General features: G+C 42.4%; 16 protein-coding genes. 13 read left to right on the top strand and 3 right to left on the bottom strand.

Features of this window, described 5'->3' with window-relative positions:
• The first annotated feature begins 23 nt into the window (after positions 1-23).
• From IJJ71_RS11345 to IJJ71_RS11310, 8 genes are all read left to right on the top strand, one after another.
• Positions 24-431, top strand: a complete 408-nt coding sequence (locus tag IJJ71_RS11345) for an ABC transporter substrate-binding protein (protein WP_296847126.1) — start codon at positions 24-26, stop codon at positions 429-431.
• Positions 432-503: 72 nt separating this feature from the next.
• Positions 504-2,465: a putative bifunctional diguanylate cyclase/phosphodiesterase gene (locus IJJ71_RS11340; RefSeq protein ID WP_296847124.1), complete on the top strand. Its 1,962-nt coding sequence runs from the start codon at positions 504-506 to the stop codon at positions 2,463-2,465.
• Positions 2,466-2,493: 28 nt separating this feature from the next.
• Complete coding sequence (locus IJJ71_RS11335; protein ID WP_296847122.1) at positions 2,494-4,359, top strand: serine hydrolase; 1,866 nt, start codon at positions 2,494-2,496, stop codon at positions 4,357-4,359.
• Positions 4,360-4,389: 30 nt separating this feature from the next.
• Positions 4,390-5,481, top strand: a complete 1,092-nt coding sequence (gene cobT, locus IJJ71_RS11330; RefSeq protein WP_296847120.1) for a nicotinate-nucleotide--dimethylbenzimidazole phosphoribosyltransferase — start codon at positions 4,390-4,392, stop codon at positions 5,479-5,481.
• Between the two features lie 297 nt (positions 5,482-5,778).
• The gene (gene cbiB, locus IJJ71_RS11325; protein WP_296847118.1) at positions 5,779-6,774 is read left to right on the top strand and encodes an adenosylcobinamide-phosphate synthase CbiB; all 996 of its coding nucleotides are present in this window, start codon (positions 5,779-5,781) and stop codon (positions 6,772-6,774) included.
• 16 nt (positions 6,775-6,790) lie between these two features.
• Positions 6,791-7,678: a TatD family hydrolase gene (locus tag IJJ71_RS11320; RefSeq protein WP_296847117.1), complete on the top strand. Its 888-nt coding sequence runs from the start codon at positions 6,791-6,793 to the stop codon at positions 7,676-7,678.
• A gap of 36 nt (positions 7,679-7,714) precedes the next feature.
• Complete coding sequence (locus IJJ71_RS11315) at positions 7,715-7,966, top strand: hypothetical protein (protein ID WP_296847116.1); 252 nt, start codon at positions 7,715-7,717, stop codon at positions 7,964-7,966.
• A gap of 435 nt (positions 7,967-8,401) precedes the next feature.
• Positions 8,402-9,022 carry a helix-turn-helix domain-containing protein gene (locus tag IJJ71_RS11310; protein ID WP_296847115.1) on the top strand — a complete coding sequence of 207 codons (621 nt, stop codon included), beginning with the start codon at positions 8,402-8,404 and terminating at the stop codon, positions 9,020-9,022.
• A gap of 136 nt (positions 9,023-9,158) precedes the next feature.
• On the opposite strand, the gene IJJ71_RS11305 is transcribed toward IJJ71_RS11310, so the two are convergent.
• On the bottom strand, positions 9,159-10,130 hold the full coding sequence (locus IJJ71_RS11305) for a P1 family peptidase (RefSeq protein ID WP_296847114.1): 972 nt from the start codon (positions 10,128-10,130) through the stop codon (positions 9,159-9,161).
• Between the two features lie 123 nt (positions 10,131-10,253).
• On the opposite strand from IJJ71_RS11305, the gene IJJ71_RS11300 reads away from it, so the two are divergent.
• The 4 genes from IJJ71_RS11300 to IJJ71_RS11285 are packed head-to-tail and all read left to right on the top strand — an operon-like array spanning position 10,254 to position 15,768.
• On the top strand, positions 10,254-11,918 hold the full coding sequence (locus IJJ71_RS11300; protein ID WP_296847113.1) for a two-component system response regulator: 1,665 nt from the start codon (positions 10,254-10,256) through the stop codon (positions 11,916-11,918).
• A 16-nt stretch (positions 11,919-11,934) separates the two neighbouring features.
• The gene (locus tag IJJ71_RS11295) at positions 11,935-12,270 is read left to right on the top strand and encodes an Hpt domain-containing protein (RefSeq protein ID WP_296847112.1); all 336 of its coding nucleotides are present in this window, start codon (positions 11,935-11,937) and stop codon (positions 12,268-12,270) included.
• 3 nt (positions 12,271-12,273) lie between these two features.
• Positions 12,274-14,466 carry an ATP-binding protein gene (locus IJJ71_RS11290; protein WP_296847111.1) on the top strand — a complete coding sequence of 731 codons (2,193 nt, stop codon included), beginning with the start codon at positions 12,274-12,276 and terminating at the stop codon, positions 14,464-14,466.
• Between the two features lie 15 nt (positions 14,467-14,481).
• Positions 14,482-15,768 carry an ABC transporter substrate-binding protein gene (locus tag IJJ71_RS11285; RefSeq protein WP_296847110.1) on the top strand — a complete coding sequence of 429 codons (1,287 nt, stop codon included), beginning with the start codon at positions 14,482-14,484 and terminating at the stop codon, positions 15,766-15,768.
• A 12-nt stretch (positions 15,769-15,780) separates the two neighbouring features.
• On the opposite strand, the gene IJJ71_RS11280 is transcribed toward IJJ71_RS11285, so the two are convergent.
• Positions 15,781-16,560 (bottom strand): tRNA threonylcarbamoyladenosine dehydratase, encoded by a 780-nt coding sequence (locus IJJ71_RS11280; RefSeq protein ID WP_296847109.1) that lies wholly within the window; start codon positions 16,558-16,560, stop codon positions 15,781-15,783.
• Between the two features lie 88 nt (positions 16,561-16,648).
• A complete protein-coding gene (locus IJJ71_RS11275) occupies positions 16,649-18,601 on the bottom strand; it encodes a GGDEF domain-containing phosphodiesterase (RefSeq protein ID WP_296847108.1) in 1,953 nt (650 codons plus the stop codon).
• A 184-nt stretch (positions 18,602-18,785) separates the two neighbouring features.
• Here IJJ71_RS11275 and IJJ71_RS11270 point away from each other — a divergent pair, with 184 nt between their 5' ends.
• Entirely contained in the window at positions 18,786-19,931 is a 1,146-nt protein-coding gene (locus IJJ71_RS11270; RefSeq protein WP_296847107.1) for a glycosyltransferase, read from the top strand.
• The last annotated feature ends 2 nt before the right edge of the window (positions 19,932-19,933 follow it).

Genomic DNA, 19,933 nt, shown 5'->3' with positions numbered 1-19,933 from the left:
CCAAACGATGGAAGAATAATTTCATGTTCGATGCAATTTTTCTGGCAGGGCGTATGCCTTTGATTCAGCAGGTGATTTCGATTATCAGGGAAAACGGAATAAATTGTCCGATTGTCGGTTCAGATCCTTTTGATGATCCGCTTTTGAACGAAAATCTCAGTGCTGCTGAAAACGGAAAGATTTTTGCAGTATCAAATTATGATGTTGAGAGCGAACATCCGCGTTTTAAGGAATTCTATTCTTTATTCAAAGAAAAGTTTGGTTACGAACCTGACCAGGAGGCATTGCAGGTTTACGATGCGCTCCTGGTTCTTTCGACTGCAATTGAAAAGGCTGGTTCGGCTGATTCTAAGCAACTGCTGGAAAAACTTCGTCATGGATTTTGGAATGAGGCGGCTGGAAGCTATCGTTTTGCGGCGAAATCCTCATAGTTTTTGAAGCGAAAAAAGCGTTCTTTTTACAAGTAACTGTTGAAGTATTCTGAAACTAGTATATAATTATTTTTGAGGTTTATTCGTCTGATGGAGAAAAAAGGGCTTTGGGGGTATATTCGCCAGTTACTTGGCTTTTACAAGAATCCTGATTATGTTGAAGACTATTTAAGAGAAGCGGATGCTCAAAGCACGCGGAATCTTACGGCTATAGTAATGGCTATTGAAATCTGGATGCTTATCCGCCAGCTTGTCAGGCATTGGGAGCGTTTTCCTACAGTCGCATCATTTTTCAAAAGCACCTGGGGCTATTGGGTTCTTCTTTCCGCCGCCGGTTTATTGTGTCTTTATTCTATATTATATCTTTGCGGGCGGCTCAATAAATCCAAAAAATTCATCCGTCTTTTCATTTTCCTTTATTTCTTGCTGGGGCTTTATTTCGGCACATCCACTTCGCTGTTCGATCTTTCCCGCGGCAGAATGATTACCTGCTTCCTCACGATGATTATGACCGGAAGCATTATCGTTATCTGGCGCCCGTATATCTCACTTTTAGTCACGCTTATTCCTGCGGTTGCATTCGTATACATCGTCAATCATTTTGCTGTTGGCAGGGACGGAAAGCCGTGGCACATGAGCGAGGCTGAAATCGTCAATTATACAACTTTTGTGATTACGCTCGCAATTTTGGAAATCAGTGCTTACATCCAGAGGCACAAAGAAGCCTGGAAATCTTACATGCTTGAAAAAGCTGCTGTCACCGATGACCTCACGAATATTCCGAACATGCGCAAATTCGAGGAAGTGGCGGCTAAATATTGCAAAAAATGCCTCGCCGAAGGAAAACACCCGGTCTACATCATTTGCGACATCACGAATTTTAAGACTTACAATGACCGTTTTGGTTATGAGACAGGGGACGCGCTTTTAAAATTCATGGCTCAAATTATTTCTGTAGAATTTGAAGGAGAGCCTTTTGCCCGCCATTCCAATGATAAGTTCGTCATTCTCACCGCAAAAGAAGATTACATCGAAAAGGGAAGGAGAGGGCGTGACTGGTTTAGGGCTGAACGAAGTGTTGAAGTCTACCTTGATTTGAAGGCCGGTGTATATCCTGTCACGCATGATAATGTCGAGCCGCGCCATGCCGTTGACCGTGCGAGCTATGCGATGTCACTTATCAAGAATGTTGATGAGGAGCCGGTCAAGTTTTATGATGAAACCTTGCAGAATCAGTACAGGCTCCGCCAATATGTTCTTAACAATATCGACAAGGCTGTTCAGAACGGCTACATAAAAGTCTATTATCAGCCGGTTATCTGGGCCGAGGACGGAACTCTCTGCGGTTTTGAGGCTCTTGCCCGCTGGATTGACCCAGAGATTGGCTTCCTTTCGCCATCGCAGTTCATTCCGCTCCTTGAAGAAATCCGGCAGATTTATAAGCTCGACAAGTGCATTTACGAGAGCGTGTGCCAGCAGATGCGTGATTGTCTGGACAAAAATCTTCCTGTGCTTCCGACATCCATGAATTTTTCCCGGCTTGACTTTGAGCTTATGGATGCTGTCGCCGAGCTTGAATCTCTCGTCAAAAAATATCAGATTCCAAAGAATCTTCTGCATGTCGAGATTACCGAAAGCGCACTTTCCAAGGATGTTAAAGGCTTGCAGGAAGCGATGGATAGGCTTCATGGTTTGGGCTATGTGATTTGGCTTGATGATTTCGGATCAGGTTATTCTTCAATGAATGTTCTCAAAGATTTCAAATTTGACCTGCTCAAAATCGACATGGAATTCCTAAAGAATTTCAGCGGGAACGACAATGCCCACAAGATAATTCAGTCAATCATCAGCCTTTCAAAAAGTCTGAACATGCAGAGCCTTACCGAAGGCGTTGAGACTCAGGAAATGGTGGACTTTTTGCGTGAATGTGGTTGCGGCCGGTTGCAGGGATTTTTCTTTGGAAAGCCCATGCCTTACGAAGAAATCCTTGCGAAAATCGCCGATGGAACATATAAGTTGAAATCAGGCAGCTAATATTTCGGAATTGGTAGGATAAGTTTTCATGTTAAAATCCATTTTTAAAAAATATTTCTTGATTTCAATCTTTTTCGTGCGAATCATTTTCTCTGCTTTTTCCGATGAAGCCGAACTGTACTGGCAGATTGATGCTTCATTTCCCGACTGGATTAGCAATGCAAATTTCAGTGCGAACAATTCCCGCTCTTTTCAGTTTTATCAAGGGCAGGGAAACGCGGTCATAACGGTCTCGGAAGGTGTAAAATCATTTTCCTTCTATATTAATGACACTCGCGTGAATACAAAAAAGCTCAAGGCTCCAGGAATATACACGGTTGATATTTCAGAATATACAAGGAACGGCCTGAACACGCTTCAGGTTTCTGATGTAAAATTTGAGGGGCAGGGAAAGGCTGTTCGTGTTCAGATTCCTTATCCTGTGGTGCTCGACGGAAAGCTCAAAAAATCTTCGCTTTCAAAAGAATCTTTTGCTCTGATTGATAAGATTATTTCTGCTGATGTTAAGAATGGCTTTACTTCGGCTCAGCTGGCTGTTGTTAAGGACGGCCGGCTCTTGTACCAGAATTCCTGGGGAACGGTCAGGACAGGTGACGAGACAGGCAGGGTAACGACTTCTCCAAATGTTACAGACGATACGCTCTACGATTTGGCTTCGGTCTCAAAGATGTTCACAGTGGCCTATGCGATTCAGGCTCTTGTGACTCAGAAAAAACTTTCTCCAGAAACAAAAATCACTGAAATCTTGGGCGATGAATTTGCGGATAACACGATTTCGGTCAATTTTGTCGGAAAAGAAAAAATCCCGCTTGAAAAAATCAAGGAATGGAAGAAGAATCTTACAGTGCGTGATGTAATGTCGCATACGGCAGGCTTCGCAGCGGGCTATCCTTACTTCAATGACAATTACGATCTCAGAAAAAACGAATTCAATGTGGGATCAAACAAAAACCAGCTTTTTTCTGGAAATGACGGCTCTCCCGAAACACGGGAGCTGACTCTGCAGCAGATTTGTCGCACGCCATTGGTTTACGAGCCACACACAAAACTTATTTATAGCGATATTGATTTTATGCTCCTGTGCTTTGTCGTGGAAAAAGTGAGCGGGCAGCGGCTTGATGATTTTTTGCGCGAAACTTTCTGGAATCCGCTCGGTCTTTCACGCATGACTTTCAATCCTTTGCAGAACGGATTTTCCGAACAGGATTGTGCCGCAACCGACCCGACAGGCAATTCTTATGCTGGGGAACTTTTGTTCACCAATTGCAGGACTCACACTTTGCAGGGCGAGGTTCATGATTCCAACGCGTTTTATGCGATGGGCGGGGTTTCCGGGCACGCAGGTCTTTTTTCAAACGCGACGGATTTGGCAAAATTGGCTTCGGTTATGCTTACTGGCGGCTGGGGAAATTACAAATTTTTCAGCCGGAATGTGATTGATTTGTTTACTTCGCCTCAATATCTTAAGGATGCTGACTATGGCTTCGGCTGGTGGCTTAGTGGAGATGTTCAGAATGCGCGTAACTTTGGCTCGCTCTGTTCAAGCCGGGCTTTCGGGCATCAGGGATTTACCGGCACGCTCGTGTTCATTGAGCCGGAAGAAAATCTTGTCATCGTCTACCTCACGAACAAAATTAATACGCCGATGACTTCTCCAGAATCACTCAATAATGTTTTTGCTGGAAATTCCTATCAGTCGGCGAACTTGGGCTTTGTTCCGCAGATTATTCTAATGGGCTTGAACAAGGATGTCGGGAAATCTCAATGGAAAAGCTTTTTGTATGATATGAAGGAAGGGGCGAGAAGGGTAGCAGAGAAAAAGGCTCCTGATGACAAAAATGATTCGAGATGGCTGGCATACGAGAGCCTTGAATCTGTATACAAATCATTCTGATAAATTTAAAAATACAAGAGTTTTATAATCATGAAAGAAATTCTCGAAACAATAAAAAAAATCTCCCCGATCGACGAAAATACGGTTCTTGCGGCAAAAAAATATCAGGCATCGCTCGCAATGCCACCCGGCAGCATGGGAGAACTTCTTGAAATTGGCGCACGGCTTTCTGGAATTACCGGGAAATTGCATAATTCTCTTCCCAAAAAGCGGATTGTGGTTCTTTGCGCGGACAATGGGGTTGTGGACGAGGGCGTTTCTTCGGCACCTCAAAGCGTCACGGCAAGTCAGGCAATAAACATGACAAAATATCTCACAGGTATGAGCGCGCTTGCCAGACATTTTAAAAACGAAGTGCAGGTGGTTGATGTCGGAATAAAATGCGCCTACGAGTGTCCGCAAATTCTGAACAAAAACATCCGGAGAGGCACGGAATCCTTCTTGCATGGAGCGGCAATGATTCGTGATGAAGCAGAAAAAGCTGTCCTTGTCGGAATCGAGCTTGCAAAATCGGCAAAAGCTGATGGCGTTTCAGTTCTCGGCGTTGGTGAGATGGGAATCGGGAACACCACAACTTCAACGGCCGTGCTTTCAGTTCTTACAGGTCTCAGCACCGACGAAATTACCGGGCGGGGCGGCTGCATAACGGACGAAATGCTTTTGCACAAAAAGGAAGTCATTAAAAAGGGAATCGAGCTGAACAATCCCAAAAAAGATGATGTGATTGATGTCCTTTCAAAGGTCGGTGGCCTCGATTTGGCCGCAATGTGCGGTGTGTTTTTAGGAGCTGCTGCCGAGAAAATCCCTGTTGTAATTGACGGCTATATTTCCGTAGTCGCAGCTTTATGTGCTGCAAGGCTCAGCCAGAAGTCAGCCCAATATTTCTTTTCGTCGCATTGCTCTGAGGAAAAAGGCTATAAGATTGCGATAAACGAGCTTTCTCTGGCTCCGTATCTCAATCTTCGTATGAGGCTAGGTGAGGGAAGCGGATGTCCGCTGGCTTTTGAAATCATGGATGCCGCCTGTGTAATCATGAACGAAATGGCCACATTTGAGCAGGCAAAAATCAACGATGATTATCTGGAAGAGGTTAGGCGAGAGCAGCAGAATGTGCCATTCTGAAAATCAAAAAAAATCAAATTTTTTGAAAAAAAAGCTTGCATTCTGTCAGATGTGTGGTATTATTAAATTGTAAGCAAGGAGCGAGATGAGGACGCACACCGGCTGCACGACAAGGAGGCGTTATGCAATTTCCGACAAAGAGAACCGACTCCGAGGGAGTCTTGTAAGTTAGACTATATCCACCTGCGGTTAGGCAGGAACACATAAAATGCCATTCACATTGTTGAATCGAGGCAAACTATAAACCGCCAAAAGCTGGCGGTTTCTTTTTTTTAAACATTTCTTTAGAATATCAGCATGGAATTTTTGCTGAACCATCATATAGCTTTCTCGCTTCTTCTGGGATTTTTGCTCGACTGTGTTCTCGGAGATCCGTATTGCTTTCCGCATCCAGTTCGTTTTATGGGGAGCTTGATTTCTTTTCTCGAAAAACGCCTTAACAAATCTTCTGATTCTCCAAAAATCCAGCGGCTCAAAGGCCTTTTCTTGGTCCTCGTTTTAATTTCCGCATCATTTTTTGTTCCTTTCGCAATTCTTTTTCTCTGCAAATTGATTCATCCTGCGCTATTTCTGGCAGTCGAAAGCATAATGTGCTATCAGTGCATTGCGGCAAAATCTCTTTGCTCTGAAAGCATGAAAGTTTACAGGGAACTCAAAAAAAACGACCTTCCTGCTGCAAGAAAAGCTGTATCGATGATTGTTGGGCGCGACACGGAAATCCTTGATGAAAATGGAATCGCAAAAGCTGCCGTTGAGACCGTCGCCGAAAATGCAAGCGATGGGGTAGTCGCACCTATTTTTTTCATGACATTTTTTGGCACGGCAGGCGGAATGGTCTACAAAGCCGTCAACACGATGGATTCAATGATTGCGTACAAAAATGAGCGGTACAGGAACTTCGGATTTTTTGCCGCAAAAATCGATGATTTTGCAAATTTTATTCCCGCACGCATTTGTGCAATTCTCATGATTTTTTCCTCGCTGATTCTTTCGATTTTTCCTGCAAAACAAAGATTTCGGCCGCTGAACGCCGTTAAAATTTTCTTCCGTGACCGCTACAAACATGCAAGTCCTAATTCGGCTCAGACTGAGAGCGTGGCGGCAGGGGCACTGGGCTTGCAGCTCGCAGGCGATACAGTCTACGAAGGCAAAACAGAGAAGAAAGATTTTATCGGCGACAAATTGCGTGAAATCGAAGCAAAAGATATCATCCGGGCGAATATTCTTATGTATTCAGCGACAATCCTCGCGGTTGGAATTTCTGTTTACTCTGTGACTCAATGCGTGTTATAGTTTAAAAGGTGGTTTTATGTATTCTGATTCATTGATGAATTTTTTTCAAATTACGGAAGAACTCGGCTTAGAGCAAGGCGCGGACAGTCTCAAGGAAATGGAGCGAAATGATGTCTTGTTTGCCTTGGACACTGGAATTCATGCTGATGATATCTGGGCCAGGGCAGGGCGTGTGGAAGAATGTCTTGATTTAATCGATGATGACATTCAAAGAAAGCATATTCAGGATATGATGTATTTTACTGCCGGTGTAATGCCTGATTCGGATTCTGTGGACAACCGTTTTGAAATTATCGAAAATCTTGAGAATGTGATTAACGAGTTTAAGGAAAGCGACAGTGTTTTTGCGAGCCATCTTGTGGGAATCGGGCCGGGTGGAATTGACCATGACTGGGATTCCGTGGAGTTCAAGGGGCGCGACCACGAGTATTTTGACTATGACACTGTAAAAGATGAGGAAGATTTGTTTGCCCTGCAGCTTACTCTTGCCAAAAAACTGAATATGCCTTTTGTGTTGCACAGCCGCAAGGGTTTTAAAGAAACTTCTGATGTTTTGAAAGCCGTAAAGTGGAATAGGGGAGTGATTCACGGATTTTCTTACAACCAGTCGGAGCTTGGATTTTTCCTTGATTTGGGATGGTATGTGAGCTTTAGCGGAACCGTCACTTACGCTGGCAAAAAATCTTTCAGTGATATGTCGGATTTGCTCAACTATGTGCCGAAAGACCGTCTTTTGATAGAAACTGACTGCCCGTTTTATCCGCCTGTTCCTGTAAAAAGCGGCTCAAATATTCCTGCGAATATCAAATATATTTACGAATACATTGCTTCAAAGAGGAATATCACAAGCCGAAAGCTCAGCGAAATTGTGGATTCAAATTTCCAGAAACTGTTCGGGATCTAAAGGGCTGGTCAATATGAAGTCACATTTATTTTTGATGTGGTCGTAACATGTCTTGGCGAGGAAGTAACAATCGACAACATAAAAAGTGCCTGGGTTGAAATTCTTCTGCCACAATATCTTTGGTCAGGTCCAAAGGCAGAATTTGGCTGGGTTTTCGGCGGCTACCTAAAAGATAAAGACTATCAAACGAAAAATCCGAATGATTCCGACAGCAAGTATTACTTTTATGAAGATGACCTTTATCCTCCATATAATTTGATTTACAAAAAGGAATTCTTACGTATATAAATCCTGATTCAAAAAAAGCCTTTTCCGTTTCAATTCCAAGCGACTACCAGAAAGATTTTTCTACAAAAAACTCTGAGGAACTTGAGTTTTATTCATGTATGACTGAAAATCAAGATCTTCCAGGTCCCTTTATAGCTGCGAATGGATGACTTGGATAATTATGACATTATCCAGAAAGGCCCGATTAGTGAGTAAAGCAGCCTGTTCTGTTCAAGGCATTTTTTCTGCGATGAGGACACCAATGTAAACGGCACAGGTAATTTCTTATAATGCAGGTTCTGTCTACCAAGAAATGTAATTTTTTCCCTTTTCTTTCCCTCTTTTATCAACTCTACAAAGCGTAGGTTGTTTTACACTGGCTCTGGATGTATTGTTATATCGTAGCTACAGAAATCGCGGGCTTTACTGGCTTCGCTTACATGAGAGGAATTTACAATGATTAACCAATATGTTACAGGCGCAATGATTAAACGCCTTCGTGAAGAAAAAAAACTGACCCAGACTGAGCTGGCAGAAAAAATCTTCGTGACCGATAAGGCCGTTTCTAAGTGGGAAACTGGCCGCGGTTATCCTGATATTTCGCTTGTTGAAAGTCTTGCAAAGGCTCTCGGTGTTTCCGTGATTGAGCTTCTTTCCGGCGAAAACATAACGAATAAAAACAAAGCCGCAAATATGAGCAAGTCACAGTTTTATGTCTGCCCGGTTTGCGGGAATGTGATTCAAAGTTCGGGAGAAGCGGTCGTAAGCTGCTGCGGGATTACCCTACCTTGCCTTGAATCTGAAAATGCCGATGAAAGCCATAAAGTAAAAATCGATCTGGTTGAGGAGGAATATTTTGTTACCATTGAGCATGTAATGTCCAAGGAGCATTACATTTCGTTCATTACTGCAATCCGTTCCGACGGTGTTGAAATCAAAAAACTTTACCCGGAGCAGAACGCAGAAGCAAGATTCAAAATCAGTGGTACAAAACAGATTTATTTTTACTGTAATCGCCACGGACTTTTCAAAGGTGCAGAAAATATTCATCGTCTTATTGACACATACTCCCGCTAGGCATACACTAATTCCACTGCTCGGAAATCATGTAAAAACCTGCGTTGCAGAAAATATCCGTTCCGGGAATGATGAAGTTATCGATGAGCTTGTAACGACTCTCCAAAAGCTGATGAAATAAGGTGCAGCCCTAAAATCAGCAGAATTTCAAGAATTCTTCATCGCTGATTTTTGAATTCACAACCGCATTTTCAATTGCCTGCGCCATTACTTCGGCCGCAAGAGTTCCGACTGCATTTATATCCGCCTTAACGCATCCTGTGTTGGCGGCATAAATTGTGTCGCCGTCTGCCATTGTTGCGACAGGACGAATGCAGCGCGAATAAGCACTTCGAGTCATCGATGCAATTTTTGAAAGTTCGGCTTTTGAAAATTGTGCGTTTGTAATTACGGTACCGATTGTAGTGTTTCCTGTAAACATATCTCGTGGGCTAAGATTTTCGCAAAGGGCTTCAACGCAATCCTCAAAAGTTTTTCGATCAGCAGAATGTAAGCCTGCAATTTTCTTTCCGGCGGGAGAATAAATATCCCCAAGGGCATTTAGGCAAACAACTGCAGCGATAAAAAGTTCCCCAAGTTTTACAGCGTGAATGCCAAATCCAGATTTATCGCCTCTGGCAGTTCCACGGATTTTTCCGACAGTTGCACCAGTTCCGCAGCCGACATTTCCCTGTAAATCACAAGTTCCTTTGATGGCGGCAAGGCAAGCCTCATAACCCATAGCAGAATCCGGGCGGACAAAAGATTTTCCGTAATTCAAATCAAAAATATCAGACTGGCACACAAGCGGCACAAGAGAAAATCCTGTATCATAACCGATTTTATTTTCTTCAAGACATCGCATTACACCGTCCGAGGCAGCAAGCCCGTAAGCAGAGCCACCGCCAAGCACAATTGCGTTAATTTTATTTTCGGCAGTCAAAGGAAGCGTTAGCGGAGTTTCGCGTGAAGCTGGCCCTCCCCCGCTGATATCACAGCCGGCCACAGCTCCGTTAGGAAAATAGAGCACGGTCACGCCGGTTTTTGCATCATTATCACTTTGATGTCCGATGTTAAAATCAGGAATTTCTTTTACAGAACAGGAATTGCAATTTGGGAAATTAATCATAGAAACAGTATAACACGAAATGAAACAGCGGAATATTATTTTTTGGCTGTAATCATAAAAAATATTTCAGTTTATATTAAAAAAATGTCGCAAATCCGTCTGAATCGATATATAATATTCTTTATGGATGATTTATTTGAGCGAAGTATTCTAATTGTAGACGACGAAGCGATAAACCGCGAGATTCTTGGCAACATAATTCAGACAGAATACAAGGTTTTATACGCCGAAAATGGAAAAGAAGCCCTGGAAAAAATTCATTCAAATGGCTCCGCAATTTCTCTCGTCCTGCTGGATTTGCTTATGCCGGTTATGGACGGAAACGAAGTCTTAAAGACATTGAATGAAGAAGGAATTATCACTGAAATTCCTGTAATCGTGTTGACCTCAGAAAAATCCAGTGAAATCCAAAGCCTTAGGTTAGGAGCCGCAGATTTTCTCACAAAGCCTTATGATTCGCCGGAAGTAATTCTTGCCCGCGTCCGCCATTCAATTCAGCTTTTTGAGAACTCAAAGATTATTCACGCCACAGAATTTGATAAGCTTACCCTTCTCTACTCCCCGAAATTTTTCTTTGAATATGCCTCGATTTTCGACCAGCGTTTCCCGGATAAAGTTATGGATGCGGTCGCATTGAACTTCACGCGCTTCCATCTTTTGAACCAGCTAAAGGGCCGCAATTTCGGTGATTCGATTCTCAAAGCAATGGCCGAAGGAATCCGCAAAGCACTTCTTAAAACCGGTGGAATTGCAGGCCGAAATGAAGCCGACAGTTTTTATCTATATATTCCTCATCAGGATGATTACGAAAATCTTATTCAAAAAATAAGCGAATCTCTTTCTTCTCTTTTAAAACCTTCGGAAATAAGACTGAGGCTCGGAGTTTATTCTGATTCTGAGCGCAGCTTGGCTATGATTCAACGATTTGACCATGCGGTTCAGGCATGTAATTCTCTCCGCAGTAAAACTTCCGGCTCCAGCGACATCTGTATTTATGATGACAAAATGGCCGAAAAGGAAGTTTTTGACGCTCATCTTCTGCAGGATTTTGAGGCCGCAATTGAACAAAAGCAGTTCAAGGTAAATTTTCAGCCAAAGTTCAATATCAAGGGAGATAAGCCTGTTTTGTGCAGCGCAGAGGCTCTTGTAAGGTGGATTCATCCTGAACTTGGTTTTGTCCGCCCGGATTTATTCATCCCGCTTTTTGAAGAGAACGGACTTGTGACAAAGCTCGACCGCTATGTCTGGGAAGAAAGCGCAAAGCAAATCCGCCAGTGGAAAGACGAGCTGGGAATTACAATCCCGGTTTCCGTAAATGTTTCGCGCGTAGACATTGCCGCTCCTGACATGACAGATTTCATCACAAAGATCGTAAAGGAAAACGGCCTTTCCCCTTCCGAATACATGCTCGAAATCACAGAATCAGCCTACACTTCCGATTCAAAGCACATCATCGAAGTCGTGGAAAATCTTCGTTCGCTTGGTCATAAAGTCGAGATGGATGATTTTGGTTCGGGCTATTCTTCTCTCAACATGCTCACATCAATGCCGATTGATGTCCTAAAAATGGACAAGGCCTTTATCACAAACATTCAGCCTGGCAACAAAGAGATGAAGCTTGTCGAACTTGTGCTTGATATTGCCAAAAATCTTGGAGTTCCTGTCGTTGCAGAAGGTGTTGAAACCGAAGAAGAATACAAAATGCTTAAAGATGCCGGCTGTGACATAATCCAGGGCTATTATTTTTCAAAGCCGCTTCCGCCGTCTGACTTTTCAAAATTTGTGTGAGATTTCTGGGGGCTGTATGATTACGCTTGAAATTTTAAGAAATAACGGCACGGATATCGAAACAGGCCTTTCCCGCTGTCTTGGAAAAGAAGATTTGTATCTTAAGCTTGTGAACATGGGACTTAACGACGCAAAGTTTGAAGAACTGGGATCAGTCCTTGCCTCCAATGATTTACAGAAAGCCTTTGAACTTTGTCACGCTCTCAAAGGCGTTATCGGGAATCTTGCAATCACGCCGCTGTATGAAGCTCTTTCGGCACTAACAGAAAAACTCCGCAATACGGAAGAAGCAGATTATCCGGCAATGTATTCAGATATTCTTGCAATCCGCTCAAAAATTTCGGGTAGTTAAGCAATGAAAAAAGGTCTGATAATAATCACAAACTTTCTGATTGTAATCTTTTCAATTTTCTTTGTCGTGCTCTATGCCAGGAAACAGAGCGCGTCAATGAAAGCCTACAATACCGAAAACTTTATGACCATGTCGATCGGTATGGAGAAGGTAACGACAAATTATCTGGAAGGTGAGCAGAGACTTTGTGATTCCTGGGCAGCATGTATAAACAGCCGCAAAATGAATATGAACGAAGCAATGTCTTACTTGAAAGTTGCCCAGCGCATTCAGAATATTTCAGCACATATTATCCGGCTTGATTCTTTTACGGGCTATTCCAACAAACCCAAAATCGATAATCCCGCAGAATTTACAGTTTCTTACCAGGAAATAGATATTTTTTCTTCGCTGAATGAACTTCTCGGCCAGAAAGACCAGATTCGCGTCACCCGCTCCTACACAAACCCGATGAACGGCATTCAGTCCATCGCTTTCTGCGACCTTCTGGAACTCAGAGTTGATGAGGCAGATTCCGCCAACAATAAAAACTTGGCCGCGAGCGAAACTAGCACGAGCAAAAGCAAGTCCTCAAAATTTGAAAAAGCAGTTCTTATGCGCGTAATTCCAGTTGAAACGATTGCAAGCAAATGGGCTTTTCCTTCCGAAAAATACAGCGACGCGCAGATTTCAATGATTGAGTCAAAAGGAAACTACATCTTAAAAGGAAAATCCTTCAAAAACTCAAACTTCTTCGAATTCTACAAATCGTACAATCAGATTAATAAGGAAGATTTTGACAATCTAAAGTCAAAAATTCATGAAACCGGAATGTTCACAATGCACAACTCAAAAGCGGAAAACTGCCTTATAGTTCATATTCCGGTTAACACATCCTTCGACTGGACTCTCCTCACCTACATTCCGCTCAAAGACATAACAAAAAATAATATCGACTGGCCGCTGGTTATTGTGGTTTCAATCTGTCTCATGATTCTTCTTGCCTTTGATATTCTGGTAATTATGAGATTCAACAGGAAGCTTGCCGCCACTGCAAAAGAAGCTGATTTTGCAAACAAAGCCAAAACAGTCTTCCTTTCAACAATGTCTCATGACATCCGCACTCCGATGAATGCGATTATCGGCCTTACGACAATTGCAGAAAAAAACATCGGGGATTCAAAATCAGTTTCGGATAATCTCCATAAAATCAAGCTCGCAAGCAATCATCTTCTCACGCTCATAAATGATATTCTGGACATTTCAAAAGTGGAGCACGGAAACATCAGTCTTTCTCCAGTGCGCTTTTCCATCAGTGATTTGGCTGAAAATCTTGAAAACATGGTGCTTCCAATGATAAGGCAGAAAAATATTGATTTCAGGTTCAATAAAAACAACATCACACAGAAATATCTTTATGCAGATCAGCTTCGAATAAATCAGGTTTTTATAAATATCCTGTCCAATGCAATAAAATATACACCCGACAACGGACAGGTTTACGTTGATTTGAGTGAAGAAGCGGGTGACAAAGAAGGATTCATAAAGCTCGTGTATAAAGTTTCGGATACAGGTATCGGCATGTCTGAGAGTTTTATGGAAATTATGTACGAGCCTTTCATGCGCCAGACAGACAGCCGCATCAATACAATTCAGGGAACAGGACTTGGGCTTGCCATCACAAAAAAAATGGTTGATCTGATGGGCGGAAAAATTGAGTGCCAGAGCAAGGAAGGCGAAGGAACAACCTTTACCGTAACGCTTGAGCTAGAGGTTTCAGAAACAGAAAAGAATGCGGCATCTCAGGAAGAAAATGATTCTGATTTGACAGAAATGAAAATTCTTGTCGTAGAAGACATGGATGTAAACTGGGAAATTATTTCTACCCTTCTTGAAATGTGCGGGATTAAATGCAGGCGTGCAGAAAACGGAAAAGTCGCAGTTGATACGCTCCGTGACAGTCAGGCCGGAGAATTTGATGTCGTCTTTATGGATATTCAGATGCCGGTCATGAACGGACTTGAAGCGACCCGCGAAATCCGAAAGCTCGAAAATCCATACACGGCGACAATTCCGATTATTGCAATGACAGCCGACGCCTTCTCTGAAAATGTGGCAGAATGTTTTGATGCCGGAATGAACGGCCATATCGCAAAACCGATTGATATAAATAATGTTGTCCGCGAACTCAAAAAAATCCGCAAGGCTAAGCAATAAATGAGAGGAATGATTATGAAAAATAAACTCAGACTGGTAAAAAGCTGCTCCATTTTGATTTTTTGCGCTATTGTGAGCCTGGAGATTGTTTCCTGCAATAAGCACACAAAAGAAACTGCCTTTGTTCCCCGCCTTGATACACAGACTAAATGCAAAATAGAAATTGCTGGCCGCTACCAGAATTTTGAAGCCCTTGAAGCTGAATTTGACCGCTTTAATGAGTTTTACCCGAATGTCGAGCTTGCCTACACTTATCTGGATAATTATAAAAAATCAATTTCTACGACCCTCGCCAGCCAAAATGCCCCGGATATTTTCATGACTTTTCCGTGGATGCTGGATAAATCGAATTACAATCCGCTCCTTGAAAACGCAGAAAATCTTGCAGACTCAAAAAACACAGGAATTGAACTTTCTGCCGTAAATCAAAAGCTTTTGTTCCCTCTGGCTGACGGCTCAATTCCGATGGTGCCGGTTTTGTGCGCCGCAAACGGAATGCTTGTAAATGAAGATTTATTCAAAAAAGAAAAAATCGCAATTCCAAGAACTTGGCAGCAATTGATTGAAGCCTGCCAGAAATTCAAGGGTGCAGGATATAAAAGCCTGATTCTTGCAGAAAATTCTGCAAATTCAATTATGGGTTCTTTGATTTTTCCATTTTTTACAAAAGAAGTCATGCACAAGCCCGATGCGATTTCAAAACTGAATAAACTTGATTCGCAGGCTGGTGAATACATGCGAACGACTCTCGAATTAGTTGAAAGTTTTAAGAAGCAAGGTTTTATGGATTTAGAAGAATGTAGCAGGATTAAAGACAATTATTCAGCCGTAATCATGCGTTTTTTTGAAGGTGATGTTCCGATGATGCTTGCTTCCGCCGATATCGTTTCCGGCACAAAAAAGCGCGAGGTTTTATCAGAGCCTTTTACGAATAATCCATTTAAATACAGTTTTTGCGCAGTTCCTGTGATGGAAAAAGGCGGGGCTGTTCTGCAGGTTCCTTCAATAGAATTTTCCGTAAACAAAAACGGCAAGAATCTTGAAATGGCAAACGAATTTATGCGCTTCCTTTTAAGGACAGAAGAACTTAATAATCTTGCAAAGATAAAGCGACTCATCACCTGCTCAACAGTCTACTCTTTTGATGACGTTTATGCGCCATTGGAAAATACGGAGCATCTTTATCAGCTGGAAATTGGAATCCTTGACAACACATATTCCCAGCTCAGAAATGCGGCATACCAGGTGCTTTTGGGAAATCAAAGCGTAGACGAAGCAATCTCCTGCTACGGAAAGTATTAATTTTTGACAGGTTTATTCCTTAAACAAATCCGTTACATGGAACTGAGTCAAATCTTTTATAACTTCTGCAGCAATCATCATTCCTGCGGCAGAAGGAACAAAGGCGTTGCTTCCCGGTGCCTGTTTTTTGGAAGTGCCTTGCCGTGCTGGTGTTGTGCCGGAAGTGTCTTCAAAGTCAGAATCTGCATCATCTGTTTTGGGTGGAATTGCAGTTTCTGTTGAAAAAACAACCTTCAATCTTTTAATCCGACGTTTTTTCAATTCATTTCGCATAACGCGGGCAAGCGGACAGACAGAAGTGCGCGTAATGTCCGCAACTTTGAGCTTGCTCGGATCAACTTTGTTACCCGCACCCATGCAGCTGATAACCGGCTTTTTAAGAGCCTTAGCGCGAGTGACAATTTCAAGCTTTCCAGTCACAGTATCAATGCAATCTACAATATAATCATACTGTGAAAAATCAAACTGGTCGGCCGTGTCTGGCATGAAGAAAGTCTTCCATTTTGTAACCTTGCAGTCCGGGTTAATATCATGGATTCGTTCCTCCGCAACATCAACTTTGTCTTTTCCGATTGTAGAACGAAGCGCGTAAAGCTGGCGGTTAAGATTTGTAAGGCAAATTTTATCGTCATCAACAATATCAATCGCACCGATTCCAGAACGCACCAGAGCCTCAACGACATAGCTTCCTACCCCGCCGATTCCAAAAACAATCACGCGGGCGTTATAGAGCTTTTCCATATTCTCTTTTCCGAATGTAAGTCTGGTTCGCGCAAACTGATAATTGTTCATAAAAATTCCTTTTCAAAAAATCTGCCTATTGAGCAAGTATGCTATTATAAAGAGTTAAGAAAGCATTTACAAGGCGGGGGCTTCCTTTTTACTTTTTTATGCTGAGAGTGCCGTTGAGAATTTTTTCGATGGCTTCTTCTTTTGGCATCGGACGGCCGAAAAGGAATCCTTGAATTTTTTCACAGCCAATTTTGCGCAGGAATTCAAATTCTTCTTTTGTTTCAACACCTTCGGATAGAGTTTTCATCCCTATATCCTGTGCGAGTGAAATTATATTTTTGAGAATCGGACGGCTTTTTGGATTCTCATTGAAATTATTGAGGAAAGCCATGTCTATTTTCATCATGTCGAAGTCGTATTCTTTGAGCAGATTCAAGCCTGAATAGCCGGAACCAAAATCATCAAGCCACAGAGAATAATTCTTTGATTTTAAGATATGCAGGGTTTTTCTTAGCTTTTCGTCATTCTGTGAAAGCGCGCTCTCCGTGACTTCAATATGAATCAGATTTTTGTCGATATTTTTTGCCTCTACATTCTCCGAAAGCAGCTTTTCGATATCCATAAGCTCAAAATCAATCTTTGAAAAATTGACAGAAATTGGAAAAACAGGAACATTTCGCTTTGGAGCCAAAAGAATATCCTCGCAGACCTCTTTGAGAATGTATGCGTCAAGTTTGTGAATCTGCCTGTATTCTTCGAGAACTGGAATAAATGTGTACGGCGGCATGAATCCGTAATTTGGATCAATCCAGCGGGCAAGAGCTTCAAATCCGCACAAAGTTCCGTCTTCGGCAAGAACTACTGGCTGATAAAAAACCTTGATATAGCCCTGCGCAAGTGCTTTGTCTATGTTGTTGATTACATATTGTTTTCGGGCAAAATCTTCTGCACTTGCGGTTGTATATTCACAGTAATCGAGTTCATATTTCTTTTTGATGGTCTCGCAGGCATAACGAGCGAAGTCACATGCGGTATTCGTGTGGCAAGAAACATCTTCTGGAATGTAGGAACCGACTTTTAGACCAAGCTTTACTTCATTATCGGCAATGATAATGCTTTTTCGGATTGATGCCAGCTTTTCTTGGAGGAGTTTATCATGCTTTGGAAAAATCACGAAATGGTCGTCAGAGAATCGGGCTACAGGATCGTTCGGGAAAGTGTAAAGGATTTTGTGTGCGATGGTGCTTAAAAAACGGCTGCCCTCATCAAAACCGTGCCTTTCGTTGTAGCTTTTAAAATTCACGATGTCCAGGAAAAGAAAAATCCGCGAAAGAAATTCTTCCTTATTAGTGTTGCGGATTTCACCTACCCTGTTTCTGAATGACAGCATGTTGCCGATTCCAGTTATTTCATCTGTGACCGAAATTTCACCGAGGTAAGCATTTACATTCTCGATACGCTCGGATTTTCGGATTTCACGGACTTTCTGATGGAAACGGCTGACCGTGGTGACGACTATTGCAAGCCATGTCGTAAAAAGATTCATTTTTGTGGCATAAGTGGCCGAAATTGCAGAATCACAGAGATAATAGAAGAAAATAAAAGAAAGAGTGACCATCGCGATTGAAACAGCTGGCCGCCAGATTAGAAGCCCTGTGATGAAAATTTCCATGGTGATGAAATTTAAGATGTGCTCGCCTTTCTGGTAATCAAGATATGAGATGTAGATTCCGAACGAAAGATTTAGGGCAGCGAAAGCAAGCATGAGGAATTTACCCATTTTTCGGTTTTGGGTTTTGCCAAGGCTGAATCGGCGTGAAAAGATAAATAGAGAAAGCGCACCAAGAAAAAGAATTATATAGGCAGTCAAATGCTGGGCAATCCAAAGAAGCGAGCGGGATTTTGCCCCAAAGAACGCGATGAACAATACATAAAAAATCATGTAAAGTTCAAGAGCCATGACGATTGAGGAAATTACCATTCCGGCATGAGCGTTGTCAATATCAATATAATGTTTGAATGAATCGCCGAATCCGTTGAGACCGAGCAGTTTTTTCAGCTGTCTGAGATTCTTTTTTAGAAAAGAATTGGATTTTTCCAAGATGCTCTCCAATGTTTATATGATAACACTAGAGGTTAGTTTCTGCAATTAAAATTTCAGTAAATTTTCAGAGAACCATCCTTGCCTGTGAAATGACTGCTATTTCCTAGCGTAACTTTGCTTTACAACTAGACAGTTCCCCCCTCTTGGTTTATACTTAATAGATTTAATTTTGGGCTTTTTGATGGACGATAATACAAATTCTGACAGACGGTTCATGTTTATTTATCTGAATACAGGTAACGGCCATATTGCGCAGGCTCGTGTTTTACGGGATGCCATGCTCGAATACGACCCATCCGTTCAGATTGAGATGCAGAACGGTTTTTCAGAAAAGGAACATATTTCTCATAAATTACTCGAAAAATCTTACGGGCTTGCATGTAATTATATTCATGGTGCCTGGCCTGTAATTTACGGTCTCGGAAAATATCCGGCTTTTCAAAAATTAGTCCGCTACTCAATAAAATTCCAGAGCCTTGGGCGGCTCAAAAAACTTATCCGCGAAAAGAAAATCACTGATGTCGTCAGCTTTCACTTCGCCCTTTCTCCTTCCATTTACGATGCGATTAAAGCCGTTGACAAAAATATTCGGCTTACAGTAATTGCCACCGATCCTTTCACAGGCCCTCACGCGTGGTTTTACAATAAAAAGCTTGATTACATCGTTTACTCCGAGGAATTCAGGCAGTTTGCAATCAAAGAATGCAAGGTTCCGCCGGAAAATGTCAGGGTCATGCCCTTCCTTCTCAACAAAAAATACCGCACAGTCGTCTCTGATTCCGAAAAACTTGCTCTCAGGCAGAAATTCGGCTTCGATTCCAAAAAAAAGCTGGTTCTGCTTGCGGGTGGCGGCGAAGGATTGCCAGGCACTCTCAAAATCATAAACCAGTGCATACTTCACAAGGCCGATTTTTCCGTTGCCGTTGTCTGCGGAAGGAACAAACCGTTGCGCCGTTCCCTCAATATTTTGGCAAAGGCAAACAGCCGCCTCGACCTTCATGTTTTTGGCTTCGTAGATTTTATGGACAGCCTCATAAAGATGAGTGATTTGGTTGTCTCAAAGGCCGGTGCTTCCACTGTAATGGAAATCGTCTCGCTCCGAAAACCTGTCATCATCAACACATACATTCACGGTCAGGAACTTGGTGACATGCGATTTGTCGTCCGCAACAAGGCAGGCTTTTTTATCAGGCACTCAGCTGACATCTTCCGAAAAATCAACGAGATTTTTTCAAGTGATGAGTCATACCGCTCGTGCACGGACCGATGCCATCTTTCGCTGGACACAGATGTTTCAAAAATCGTAAAATATCTACTTGAAAAATAGGA

The organism is Treponema sp., from assembly GCF_017430385.1.
GTDB lineage: Bacteria > Spirochaetota > Spirochaetia > Treponematales > Treponemataceae > Treponema_D.
Note: the sequence above shows the minus strand (reverse complement) of the source record. Positions and strands in the feature narration are given on the sequence as shown.